The sequence below is a fragment of the Deltaproteobacteria bacterium genome, assembly GCA_035063765.1.
Classification (GTDB): Bacteria; Myxococcota_A; UBA9160; order UBA9160; family PR03; genus CAADGG01.
The window spans coordinates 99,306-111,800 of record JAPSFT010000014.1 but is presented as its reverse complement, the minus strand read 5'-3'; the positions used below and the strand labels follow the sequence as shown (position 1 = coordinate 111,800).

Genomic DNA, 12,495 nt, shown 5'->3' with positions numbered 1-12,495 from the left:
GCGACGGCCATGGCTCGGTCGCGCGCCTTGCGAGCGGCCCGTAGCCGCGATCTCGGTGCACACCCAGCCGCCCGCGACGGCTCGAGACTTCGACGGCGAACTTCCGACACAGGACACTAGCCGCTCAGCGCGCGCCACCCTTCGGCGGCTGCGTCGCGAGCGCGATGCCCGTGGCGCCCGCGCGCTGCGCCGTGTCGAGGATCCCGACCGCGCGGCCGAGCTCGACGGCGCGGTCGCCGCGCAGGACGACCACCTTCTCGCGCGCGCCCTCGAGGGCGGCCTTCAGCGTCGGCTCGAGCTGCTCGAGCGGGACGACGGTGCCGTCGACGGCGATCTCGTCCTCGGCCGTGACGGTGACCGTGACCCCCTGCGGCGCCTGGGCCGCGACGGCGGCCTCCGGCAGCGCCACCTCCTTGCCCTGGCTCGAGATCACGCTGGTCGTGACCATGAAGATGATCAGCAGCACCAGGAAGATGTCGGTGAGCGGGGTGATGTTGATCTCGGCGACGATGTCGTCGCCGGTCGCTTCCTCGGCGCTAGGCAGGGAGTGGATGGCCACGGCCCACCTCCTCGGCACGCAGCGGCTGCGCGGCGGACTCGACGTAGAGCAGCGCCTGCACGAGCCGCTCGGTCGAGCGCGCCCAGGAGGCGCCCACGTTGCCGATCTTGACCTGCAGGAAGTTGTAGAAGGCGAGCGCCACGATCGCGACGCCGAGGCCGATCGCGGTCGCGATCAGCGCCTCGGAGATGCCGGCCGCCACGACCGCGAAGCCGCCCGAGCCTTCGATCGCGATCTGGCGGAAGGCCTTCATGATGCCGACCACGGTGCCGAACAGGCCGACGAAGGGCGCCAGCGAGCCGATCGTGCCGAGCAGCCAGAGGCCCTTGCGCAGGTCGCTGATCGCCTCCTGGCGCGAGGTCGTGAGGATCCGCTCGAGATCCTCGAGCGCGATGTTCTTCCAGGCCAGCCCTTCCTTGAAGACCTGTCCGAGCGGCGTCTTGGCGGTCGTGCACAGGGCGTTGGCGGTGGCGAGGTCGCGCTTGGCGATCGCCTCCACCACGTTGCGGGTGAGCTCGCGCGAGCGCTTCTCGAGGCCGAGGTAGCGGAGGAAGCGCTCCGCGGCGACGGCGAGCACCAGCACCGAGCAGAGCAGCAGCGGCACGCTCGCGTACCAGCCCTGCTGCATCATCTGCACGACCGTGAGCTCGTGCGGCTGGAGCGTGGTGGCCGTCGTGGCGGGCGCCGCCGTGCTGGCGTCGCCCACGACCTGCGCGGGATCGAGCTGCGCGGGGTTGGCGGGAGGGGTCTGGGCCTGCTCTTCCATCGGTGCTCCGGGCTCCTCGTCCGGGAAAGGGGGCGAGGCTCTGACGGGTGAGTACCGTATCCGATGCGTTCGGGTCGGCCACGCCCGCGGGATCCGGGGATGTGCAACTCGACACCTGCCCCGGCCGCGTTGACACTCACCGGCCGTGGCCCCTACGATCGGGCGAGGCGGAGATTCCCGAGCGACGCCGAAGATTTCCGGCGCAGCGCCGTCCATCTCCCGAGCCAGCCAGCCCAGCGGAGGCCCCAGTCAGGCCGGAGGTTCCAGCCGCGTTTCCCGCTGGGGTTCCAGTCGGGGTTCCAGTCAGGGTTCCAGTCAGGGTTCCAGTCAGGCCAGGTTGGAGGCCGGGATGGCCGCAGCGATCCGCATCCGACGCCGTGAGCCTCGCCCCTCGCCGATGCACCTGCTGCGCGTCGGCGCCGCTGCGCGTGCCGGTGCGGCCCCGCGCTTCTCGTTCCCGGGCTTTGCGTACCCGCGCCCGGAGGGCCGGAGCCGCCGGCTGCTTGCCGGTCTCGGAGCTCTCGGGGTGCACGCGCTCCTGCTGGGCGCGCTGGTGCTCGCGACCTGGCTCGCTCCCCCCGAGGAGAAGGAGAAGCCGATCCCGGTTGCGCTCCTTCCCCCGCCGCCGCCTCCGCCGCCGAAGCCGCGCCCCGAGCCCCGGGTCGAGCGCGCGCCGACGCCGGCGCCCGTCCCGGCGCCGCGGCCGGAGCCCGTCCCCGTCGCGCGCCCGAAGCCCGCTCCGGCACCCGCGCCGAAGGCCCTGGCCGAGCGGCGCAGCCTCACGTTCGCGCCGCAGGCCCAGGCCATCCAGCCCCAGGTCGTGAACCCGACGGTGATCGCGCGGGCCGCGCCGGCCGTCGAGGCGCCCAAGCTCGACATGAAGACCGTCAGCTCGGTCACCGCGCCGCGCGAGATCTCGAGCGCGCCCCTCGCCGTCGAGTCGGTCCAGGCCGCCCCCTCGCCGGTCGCCGCGACCCCGAGCCGGGTGGACCTCGGCGCCGCGGGGGCGCCGGCCCTGCGCGGGCCGATCGAGCGGGACGCGCCGGTCGGGGCCTCGGTCGGGCCCCGCCAGGTGGTCGCGTCGGGCACCACGGTCGGCACCGGCAGCGCCACGACCGGCGACGGCTCGTCGGTGCGCGAAGGCCAGCTCTCGAGCCGCGACGTGCTCGGCAGCCCCGACGGGCCCCGGCTCGCGAACGTCAACACCCGCGTCGGCCAGAGCAACCTGAAGGGGCCGGGCGGCTCCGGCACGGTGCTCGGCGGCGGCGACCCGGACTGCGACACCCGGCCGGAGGTGCGCGCCTACATGGACCAGATCAAGCAGCGCACGCTGGCGCGCTGGGCCACCGCGGGCCGGACGCCGGTCGGCCGGGTGCGGGCGAAGCTGCGCTTCCAGGTGGACGCCGGCGGCTCCGCGAGCCGCGTCGAGATGGTCACGGCCGACGACCCGGGCGTCGGCTCCTCGGTCGTCGACGCGCTGCGCGCGGCCTCGCCCTTCCCGCCGATGCCGGACCGGGTCCGCTGCCTCGCGGGCTCCCAGCTCACCGCCACCTTCACCCTCGAGACCACGAGCACCGCCGTTGCGAACTAGCTCCGTCTGGCTCGTCGCGGGCGTCCTGCTGCTCGGCGCCGACGCCACGGCGCAGCGCAAGTGCCCGCCCGTCGAGCTGCTCTACGACGACCACGAGGAGCTCGCCGAGAAGCGCACCGACGCGAACGGCGACTGCCGCCCCGACGAGATCGTGAAGTACCAGGGCGGGAAGCCCCATCGCGCCGAGCAGGACTCCGACGGCGACGGCCGCTTCGACACGACCGTCACCTACGACGCCGCCGGCCAGCCCGCCGCGCAGGAGCGGGACACGGACGGCGACGGGAAGCCGGACCTCTGGCTCGAGTTCGCGGGCGGCCAGCCGGCGCTGCAGCGCTCGGACACGAACCAGGACGGGAAGCCGGACACCACCATCACCTACGCGGGCGGCCAGCCGGCCCGCGAGGAGAGCGACCGTGACGGCGACGGCCGCGCCGACCGGCGCGTGACCTACCAGGACGGCAAGCCGTCGCGCATCGAGGAGGACGCCAACGGCGACGGCAAGCCCGAGCTGGTCGCCACCTTCGATGCGGCCGGCCAGAAGCTGCGCGAGCTCCAGGACACGACCGGCGACGGCCGCTTCGACGTGACGATCCTCTACGAGAACGGCGAGAAGGTCCGCATCGAGGAGGATCCCGAGGGTACCGGGCGCCCCACCGCGGTCACGACCTTCGCGGGCGGCAAGCGCGTGAAGCGCGAGGCCGACAGCGACGGCGACGGGCGCATGGACACCGTCTCGCGCTTCGAGAACGACCAGGAGGTGGCGCAGGAGCGCGACCTCGACGGCGACGGGCGCGCGGAGGTGGTCGTCGTCTACGAGAACGGCGTGCGCGTGCGCGAGGAGAAGGACGAGGACGGTGACGGCCGGCCCGAGCTCGTGACCCAGTTCTCGGGTGACGCGCCGCTGCGCAGCGAGGCCGACGCCAACCACGACGGCAAGCGCGACACCTTCATCACCTTCCGCGAAGGCCGGAAGGCGCGCCAGGAGGAGGACCGCAACGCCGACGGCGACGTCGACGCGGTCTTCGACTTCGACGCGCACGAGAAGCTCGCGCGCGAGCAGGTCGACGCCGATTTCGACGGGAGCTTCGAGACCACCGCCGAGTACCAGGACGGCGAGGTCGTGAAGCGCGTCACCACGACCGCCAAGGGGACGCCGAAGCGCAGCGAGTTCCACGCCGACGGGCGCCTCGTGCGGGTCGAGCTCGACGAGGACGAGGACGGTCGCGTCGATCTCTGGAACTTCTACGACCCGGCCGGCAAGCTCGAGAAGCAGGAGCAGGACCGCAGCGGCGACGGCCGGGTCGACACCTGGGTCACGCTCGACGTCGCGACCGGCAAGGAGACGCGCGTGCTCTCCGACCGCAGCGGCGACGGCAAGATCGACGCCTGGCGCACCAACGACGCGCAGGGCCGCACGACGGACCTCGAGGAGGACGAGGACGGCGACGGCAAGGCCGACCGCTTCGTCACCTTCGAGGGCGGCGTCGCGACCCGCTTCGAGCAGGACACCAACGGCGACGGCAAGATCGACCTGCGCGGGCAGCTCGCGCCCGACGGCTCGGTCGTGCGCCAGGAGCGCGACGAGGACGGCGACGGGACGTTCGACGTGGCGACCGTCTTCGAGGGCGGCGAGCCCGTGCGCCAGGAGAAGGACGCCGACGGCGACGGCCGCTTCGAGTCGGTGGCGACCTTCCGCGACGGCAAGCAGAGCGGCCAGGTGCGCGACAGCGACGGCGACGGCAAGCCGGACACGACCGTCGAGTTCGACCGCGAGGGCCGGCCCGCGCGGGAGGTCACGGACGCCGACGGCGACGGGCGGCCCGAGCGCGTGCGCGAGTGGAAGAAGGGCCAGCTCGTGCACGAGCAGGAGGACCGCGACGGCGACGGCCGCTTCGAGCTCGTCACCACCTTCCGGAACGGCAAGGCCGAGAGCGACACCAATGCCGACGGCAAGCCGGACGTCTTCGTCGAGTACGAGGGCGAGCGCAAGCTGCGCCAGCGCGAGGACCGCGACTTCGACGGCAAGGTCGACGTGGTGACGAGCTTCGACGCCGAGGGACGGCCGGCGCGCATCGAGGAGGACCTCGACCGGGACGGCAAGAAGTTCGAGCAGGTCACGGTGTTCGAGAGCGGCGCCAAGGTCCGGACCGAGCGCGACGCGAACCACGACGGCAAGGCAGACCTGGTCGTCGAGTTCCGGGACGACCAGCCGGTGCTGACCCGCGAGGATGCCGACTTCGACGGGTCCTTCGAGCGTGTGGTGCGCGCCGACGCGAGCGGCCGCCAGATCCAGGAGTCCGACACGAGCGGCGACGGCAAGGTCGACACCTGGGTGGTGGCCGACGCGCAGGGAACCATCCTCGAGCGGCGCGAGGACAAGGACGGCGACGGGCAGCCCGACGTGACGGTCAGGTACAAGGACGGCAAGCCCCTCGAGCTGGTCCAGGCGGGCGGCGGCGGCCGCGTGGCGCAGACCTACGACGAGGCCGGCAACGTCGCCGAGGAGCAGCGGGATGGCGACGGAGACGGGCGCTTCGACACCTGGATCACCTTCTCGGCCGGCCGCCCGGTGCGCGAGGCGCGCGACACGGACGGCGACGGGAAGGTCGACGTGCTGACGCTCTTCGACGGCGAGGGCCGCGCCGTCGCGCAGGAGCTGATCGAGGGCGGTGGCAAACGCCCGAACAAGAAGCTCGTGCTGGCGGCCGACGGGTCCGTCGTGGCCCAGTGCATCGACGCGAACGGCGACGGGACCTTCGACGCACGCGCGCGGGTCGAGGGCGGCCAGGTCGTCGAGGCGCTCCTCGACACCGACAAGAACGGGATCGGCGACCAGCGCGAGGTCTACGAGGGTGGCGTGCGGGTGCGGATCGACGCCGACACCAATCGCGACCGCAAGCCCGACGTGATCCAGCACCTCTCGGGCGACGCCGTCACCCAGCAGGACGAGGACACCGACTTCGACGGCCGGATCGACCGCGTCTTCCGCGGCCAGCAGCTCGTCCCCGCCGCCGCCGGCGGCGCCGTCCCTCCCTCCTTCCCCCCCCTCGACTGCGGCTCCATCGACCCCTCCTGGCGCGGGGACAGACCCGGCGATTCGGCGATTCGCTAGGGTCGCCAGCGCGATGGCCCCGAGAATCGCCGAATCGCCGGGTCTGTCCCCGTTCCGGGCGCTCGCGATCGGCGCGGTCGCGCGCGGGGGCATCGAGGCCTGGCCGCCGGTCGTGCTGGCGCCGATGGCCGGCATCACGAACGCCGCCTTCCGCACGCTGTGCCGCGGCTTCGGCGCGGGCCTCTACGTGAGCGAGATGATCACCGCGCGCGGCCTCGTCGAGGGCAATGCGAAGACCCTCCACCTCGCTGCCTTCGCGCCCGACGAGAAGCCGCGCAGCCTCCAGCTCTACGGCGTCGACCCCGTGTCCGTCGGCGAGGCGGTCGCCTGGCTGGCGGGCGAGGGCCGCGTCGACCACATCGACATGAACTTCGGCTGCCCGGTGCGCAAGGTGACGCGACGCGGCGGCGGTGCCGCGCTGCCCTGGAAGCGCGAGCTGCTCCGCCGCATCGTGCGGGCGGCCGTCCGTCACGCCGGCCCGATCCCCGTCACGATCAAGTTCCGGATCGGCATCGACGACCGCCACGAGACCTATCTCGACGCCGGCCGCATCGCCGAGGACGAGGGCTGCGCCGCGGTGGCGCTCCACGCGCGCACCGCCGCCCAGCTCTACGACGGCGAAGCCCGCTGGGACGCGATCGCGCGGCTCAAGCAGGCGGTCGCCTCGATCCCGGTCCTCGGCAACGGCGACGTCTGGGAGGCGCAGGATGCGCTGCGCATGATGCGCACGACCGGCTGCGACGGCGTCGTGGTCGGCCGCGGCTGCCTCGGCCGGCCGTGGCTGTTCCGCGACCTCGCCGACGCCTTTGCCGGCCGCCCGCCCCAGGCCCCCCCCACGCTGCGCGAGGTCTTCGCGATCATGGGGGAGCACGCGCGCCTGCTGGCCGCGTGGTTCGGCGAGCGCCACGGTGTGCGCAGCTTCCGCAAGCACGGCTCCTGGTACACCAAGGGCTTCCGCCACAGCTCGCGCCTGCGGCCGCAGCTCATGCAGGTCGAGACCCTCGCGCAGCTCGAGGCGCTGCTCGCTGCGCACGTCACGGACGAGCCCTTCCCGCCCGCCGCCCTGCGGGTGCCGCGCGGCAAGACCGGCGGCGTGCAGCGCGTCCTGCTCCCCGAGGGCTGGCTGCTCGACCGGGACGATCCGACACCGCTCGGAGTCGAAGCCGAGGACCCGGGCTCGGGCGGGTGACCGGGAGGACCCCATGCGCGCACCGCGGGCGGCGATCGTCGGATGGCTCCTCGGCCGGCTCACCCGCCTGCGCTTCCCGGCGCTCTTCCTCGTGGCGGGGGTGCTCTTCCTCCTGACGCTCGTCTTCCCGGACCCGATCCCGCTCGCCGACGAGCTCCTGCTCGGCGTGCTCACGGCCCTCTTCGCGAGCTGGCGCAGGCGCGGCGCGCCCGCGGACGGCAGCGCGGAAGCTCAGACCCCCGCGAACTCCGGCCGGTAGCGGACGACTCCCCGGCGCCCCGCGAGCGCGCCCGGCTCGAGCTCGACGACGAAGAACGACCCCTCGTGCCCGTGCTCCCAGCGCAGGCCCGCCTCGGCGGCCGGCCGGAAGCCGAAGCGCGGGTAGTAGCTGGCGTGCCCGAGCACGAACACCACCGGGTGTCCCCGTACGCGGCAGGCGTCGAGGCCCGCGCGCACGAGCGCCGAGCCGATCCCCTGGCGCTGCTGCTCCGGAAGCGTCGCCACGGGTCCGAGCCCGATCGCGTCCCACGCGCGCGCTCCGTCCCGCACGGTGACCGGGCTGAAGAGCACGTGGCCGACGACCCGGCCGTCGCGCTCGGCCACGAGCGAGAGCATGGCTGCACCCGCCGCGTGCAGCGCCTCGACGAGCCGTGCCTCGGCGGGCTGGCCGAAGGCGCGCTCGTGCAGCGCCCCCACCGCTGCGTGGTCCCCGGCGCGCACGGCACGGATCTCCACGCTGCCGCGGCCGGCCTCGCAGCGCTCAGAAGGCAACGCCGAGGACCTTGGCGCGCTCGCGATAGCCCGCGCGCAGCCGCTCGACCACCGCGAAGGGCGGCCCACTTCCGATCGCCTGCCCGTCGAGCGAGCGCACCGGCACGATGCCAGCCCCGGTGCCGGTCAGGAAGACCTCGTCGGCGCCGAGCAGGTCGCTGCGCGCGAGCGAACGCTCGCGCGCCTCGAGCCCGAGCCCGGGCGCGAGCTCGAACACCGTGCGGCGCGTGATGCCCTCGAGGCAGCCGTCGCCCGGCGGCGGCGTGGCGAGGGTACGCCCGCGGAGCACGAAGACGTTCGCCACGCTCGCCTCCGCGACCGTGCCCGCCGCGTTCAGCAGGAGCGCCTCGTCGGCGCTGCGCCGGCGCGCCTCGAGCTTGGCGAGCGCGTTGTTCAGGTAGTTGAGGCTCTTCACGCGCGGGTCGAGCACGTCCGCCGCGGGGCGCCGCCAGCTCACCGTCACGAGGTCGAGACCGGCGGCGAGCTTCGCGGCCGGGAAGATCGCCGCCTCGGCGGCGATGCAGAAGACGCGCGGCCGCGGGCAGCTGCTCGGGTCGACGCCGAGGGCCCCCTCCCCGCGCGTGACCACGAGCCGCACGTAGGCGTCGTCGCGGCCGAGCGCGCGCAGAGGCGCGAGCACCACCTCGCGCAGACCCGCCTCGTCGAGGGGGAGTGCCAGACCGATCGCGGCGGCGGAGACCCGCAGCCGCGCCAGGTGGTCGTCGAGGCGGAACACGCGGCGGCCGAAGGCGCGGATGCCTTCGAAGACGCCGTCGCCGTAGAGGAGGCCGTGGTCGGTCACCGGGACGTACGCCTCGGCGGGGTCCACGACCCGCCCGTCGATCCAGATCTTCATGCCGCACTCCTCCCCTCGAGGGTGGCGCCGATCCGCTCCGCCGCGGCCACCACCCGGCGTGCGAAGCGCCCGGTCTGGCCGGCGGGCAGGCGCACCGCGGGCGCCGCCAGCGCGACGACCGCGACGAGGCGCCCGGCTGCGAGCACCGGAGCGGCCACCACCGCGAGGCCCGGGATCCACTCCTCGCGGTTCTGCGCCCAGCCGCGCCGCCGCGCCAACGCCACCTCGCGCGCCAGCGCCTGCCGCTCGGCAAAACCAGACGGCGTCGATGCCGAGCGTGCGACGCTCTCGGGGGCGAAGGCGAGATGCAGGAGGCCGGTCGCCGTCACCGGCAGCGGCACCTCCTCGCCCACGCGCGGCGACGCGCGCAGGAAGCCGGTGCCCTCCACCTTGTCGAGCACCACGACGCGCCCGCCGCGCGCCGCCGCCAGGAACAGGGTCTCGCCGGTGGCCCGGGCTTCGGCCTCGAGCTGCGGGCGTGCCGCCGCCACCACCGGCTCGCGGTCGAGCACGCCGAGCCCGAGCGCCACCAGCCGCAGCCCCGGCCGGTAGCGGCCCTGCTCGTCCTGCTCGACGAGGCCGCGGCGCAGCAGCGACCCGAGCAGGCGGTGCGTCGTGGACTTCGGCAGCGCGAGCGCGCGTGCGATCTCGCTCACCCCCGCAGCGCCGGCGCCGTGCAGGTGGAAGAGCACGTCGAGCGCCTTCTCGACGCTGGTCGTCGCGTCCACGGCAGCTCCTCGGGGTCGTTCCAGAATACGGAACACGATTCCTGTACGCGGGAAGGTACCGGGCACCGCCCGTTCCGCCACCGGTGCGCCCCGTCACCTCGCCCGGGCGCCCGCCCGGCCGAGACGAGGGGGATGTCGCGCTGCCGCGCCCTCCTCCCGATCGCCCTCGCCCTCGGCACGTTCGCGCCCGATGCCGGCGCCGGCCTGCCGGCCCCGCCGGTCTTCGAGTGGTCGCGCTGCCCGGCCGGCTACTGCGACACGGGCTGGTATGCCTCCCCCGCGGTGGGCGACGTCGACGGCGACGGCCAGGTCGAGGTGCTCTGGGGCGGCTACCGCCTGATGGCCGTGGACGGCGCCACGGGCACGCTCGAGTGGACCTGGCCGCCGAGCGGCAACCACGGGCGCCTGTGGCCGAGCCCGGTCGTCGCCGACCTCGACGGCACGCCCGGGCTCGAGATCGCGATCGGCAACGGACACGGCGAGCTCGTCGTGCTGGACGGAACGGGGAGCCCCGAGCCGGGCTTCCCCACCCAGCCCTTCGGCACGTCCAACGAGCTGCGCAGCCTGGCGGCCGCCGACCTCGACGGCGACGGCGCGCTCGAGCTGCTCACCGGCCGCACCGGCAGCGGCCCGACCGTGTGGAGCGTCGTGCAGAGCAACGGTGCCACGCGCCCGGGCTGGCCGCGGCTCCAGGGCGGCGACCTCGGCTACGCCGCCGGCTGCTACAACCAGAACCTCGGCGCCGGCGACCTCGACGGCGACGGCCTGCCCGAGGTGGTCGCGACGAGCGACGTGCACTACCTGGCGACCTTCGAGGCCGACGGAACGCAGCGCGGCGTGAGCGAGGTCTTCCGGGGCTTCGGCGACCGCCGGGTCTGGGCCCAGGTGGGCGTGCACTTCGAGGAGGCGGTCGACCTCTTCGGCTACGTCGACTGCGGGAGCGCCGCCCGCGATCACCGGCGGCCGAACCTGGCGAGCGCCGCGCCCGTCGTCTCCGACCTCGACCGCGACGGCGTGCCCGAGACCGTGATCGTCGGCGACTTCTACGACCCCTGCGTGAGCTACGACCTGCTCTTCCAGCTCCCCGTCGTCTTCGCGCCCGACCGCCGGCGCTGGGCCGCGGGCCCCTACGACTGGTCGGTGACACCGGATCCAGACGCAGCCTCGGCGCCGCTCTCGGTCGACTACGACGAGATCGAGAGCGTCCAGCCGAACCCGATGGTCGTGGACCTCGACGGCGACGAGCTGCGCGAGATCGTGTTCCCGTCCTCGGACGGCCGCCTGCACGCCTTCTGGCTGGACGGCACCGAGAAGCACGGCTGGCCGATCGACCTGAACCCCGGCGCCGCAGCGGGGATCCGCTTCGCCTCGGAGGCCGTGTCCGCCGATCTCGACGGCGACGGCCGGCTCGAGGTGCTCTTCCACGTCTGGACCGGGAAGGGCTCGAACCTGGACGGCGAGCTGCGGATCGTGGACTGGCAGGGTCAGCCGCTCGCGAGCGTCCCGATCGCCCGCAACGGGAAGAGCTGGAGCGGCGCGCTCGGCGCGCCCACGCTCGCGAACATCGACGCCGACCCCGCGCTCGAGGTGCTGAGCGGCACCACGAGCATGGGCCTCGTCGCCCACGAGCTGCCGGGCAGCGCGGGTGCCCGCCTCGTCTGGGCGACCAGCCGCGGCGGCTTCACGCGCGCGGCGCCGGAGCCGGAGGCGGGAGCGGGTGCGCTCGCCGCCCTGTGCGCACTCGCCGCGCTCGCGCGGCAGGTATCCCCGCGTCGCCTGCGCCGAACGCGAGCGCTCCGCGCCCCCGGCTCCCGCCCGGAACCCGTGCCCGGGCGAGGCGGGCTAGCATCGCGCACCCGTGCCTGGATCCCCGCCTCTCGAAGGGAGCTCTCTTGGCCGCGGCCGCCCTCCGCCTCCTCCTGCTCGCCGCCCTCCTGGCTCCGGCGTCCGGCTGCGACCCGGTCGTCCACCGCGTCGAGCTCGGCAGCTTCGTTCTCGAGTACTGGGAGGTGGCGGCGCGACCGGTTTCGCCCACCCACTGGGAGTACGACTTCGAGGCTCGCCTCACGAACCAGGGCGCCGAGCCGGACGAGATCCTGGCCTGGGTCACGAGCCGCAGCGCCGCGACCGAGATCCTCGACGGCGCGCTGCGCTTCGGCCCGGTGGCATCCGGCGCCACGGTCGCGAGCACGGACGGGTTCCGCATCCGCCACGACCAGGGCGTGCCCTTCGACCCGGCCGCGCTCACCTGGCTCGAGATGGACCGTTACGGCGGCTGGAAGGCCATCGCGCGCGAGGCCACGGGCCGCTTCCGCGTCGAGTCGATCGACGGGGTCTGGTGGCTGGTCACCCCGGAAGGCCACGCGTTCTACTGCGCCGGCGTGACCGGCTTCGACCCCTTCGGCGACTTCGTGCCCTCACTCGGGACGAGCCCCTACCACGACAACGTCCTCGACCGCTACGGGAGCGAGGCAGCGTGGGCAGAGGTGGCCCAGGACCGCTTCCGGGCCTGGAACCTGAGCTGCGTCGGCGGCTGGAGCGACACCACGCTGTTCGCGGACCGCATCCCCTTCGCGGTGAACGGGAGCTTCCTGCGGCTCGCGCCCGCGGTGCCCGGCTGGCCGGCCGGCCTCACGGGTCGCGCGCCGCACGACGTCTTCGACCCCTCCTTCCCGGCGGCCGCGGCGGCCCACGCCGGGGAGCTCGCCGCCTGCGCCCAGAATCCCTGGTGCATCGGTGTGTACAGCGACAACGAGCTCGCCTGGGGACCCGGGATCTTCCAGGTAGGCACCTGGGTGGACGCCTTCCTGACGCTGCCGGCCGGCGCTCCCGGCAAGGTGGCCCTCCAGGAGTTCTTCGAGGAGCGCTACGGGGGCGACGTCGGGCTCTTCAACCAGGTCTGGGGCGTGCAGCTCGCGAGCTT

10 protein-coding genes are annotated in these 12,495 nt (G+C 74.2%); 5 read left to right on the top strand and 5 right to left on the bottom strand.

Annotated features, from left to right (window positions below; translation table 11 throughout):
- Positions 1–124 precede the first annotated feature (124 nt).
- Together OZ948_12455 and OZ948_12450 are read right to left on the bottom strand one after the other, a co-directional pair.
- Positions 125–559, bottom strand: coding sequence for a biopolymer transporter ExbD (locus OZ948_12455; GenBank protein MEB2345545.1), 435 nt, complete (start codon positions 557–559; stop codon positions 125–127).
- Positions 537–1,325, bottom strand: coding sequence for a MotA/TolQ/ExbB proton channel family protein (locus OZ948_12450; protein MEB2345544.1), 789 nt, complete (start codon positions 1,323–1,325; stop codon positions 537–539). Before OZ948_12450 ends, OZ948_12455 begins: the two co-directional genes overlap by 23 nt.
- 397 nt (positions 1,326–1,722) lie before the next feature.
- Between OZ948_12450 and OZ948_12445 the strand changes: the two genes are divergently transcribed.
- From OZ948_12445 to OZ948_12430, 4 genes are read left to right on the top strand one after another with little or no spacing between them, the layout of a single operon-like run.
- Positions 1,723–2,916: a hypothetical protein gene (locus OZ948_12445; protein MEB2345543.1), complete on the top strand. Its 1,194-nt coding sequence runs from the start codon at positions 1,723–1,725 to the stop codon at positions 2,914–2,916.
- Positions 2,906–6,028, top strand: a complete 3,123-nt coding sequence (locus OZ948_12440; GenBank protein ID MEB2345542.1) for a hypothetical protein — start codon at positions 2,906–2,908, stop codon at positions 6,026–6,028. The genes OZ948_12445 and OZ948_12440 overlap by 11 nt, the downstream gene beginning before the upstream one ends.
- 13 nt (positions 6,029–6,041) lie before the next feature.
- Complete coding sequence (gene dusB / locus OZ948_12435) at positions 6,042–7,217, top strand: tRNA dihydrouridine synthase DusB (GenBank protein ID MEB2345541.1); 1,176 nt, start codon at positions 6,042–6,044, stop codon at positions 7,215–7,217.
- 13 nt (positions 7,218–7,230) lie between these two features.
- Positions 7,231–7,476: a hypothetical protein gene (locus OZ948_12430; GenBank protein MEB2345540.1), complete on the top strand. Its 246-nt coding sequence runs from the start codon at positions 7,231–7,233 to the stop codon at positions 7,474–7,476.
- Here the strand turns inward: OZ948_12430 and OZ948_12425 are convergent.
- The 3 genes from OZ948_12425 to OZ948_12415 are packed head-to-tail and all read right to left on the bottom strand — an operon-like array spanning position 7,449 to position 9,572.
- Complete coding sequence (locus OZ948_12425; protein ID MEB2345539.1) at positions 7,449–7,988, bottom strand: N-acetyltransferase; 540 nt, start codon at positions 7,986–7,988, stop codon at positions 7,449–7,451. The two genes, OZ948_12430 and OZ948_12425, sit on opposite strands and share 28 nt — an antisense overlap.
- Complete coding sequence (locus OZ948_12420) at positions 7,978–8,844, bottom strand: aminotransferase class IV (protein MEB2345538.1); 867 nt, start codon at positions 8,842–8,844, stop codon at positions 7,978–7,980. The genes OZ948_12425 and OZ948_12420 overlap by 11 nt, the downstream gene beginning before the upstream one ends.
- Positions 8,841–9,572 (bottom strand): IclR family transcriptional regulator, encoded by a 732-nt coding sequence (locus OZ948_12415; GenBank protein ID MEB2345537.1) that lies wholly within the window; start codon positions 9,570–9,572, stop codon positions 8,841–8,843. The genes OZ948_12420 and OZ948_12415 overlap by 4 nt, the downstream gene beginning before the upstream one ends.
- A gap of 132 nt (positions 9,573–9,704) precedes the next feature.
- Between OZ948_12415 and OZ948_12410 the strand changes: the two genes are divergently transcribed.
- Positions 9,705–11,957, top strand: a complete 2,253-nt coding sequence (locus OZ948_12410) for a hypothetical protein (GenBank protein MEB2345536.1) — start codon at positions 9,705–9,707, stop codon at positions 11,955–11,957.
- Positions 11,958–12,495 lie beyond the last annotated feature (538 nt).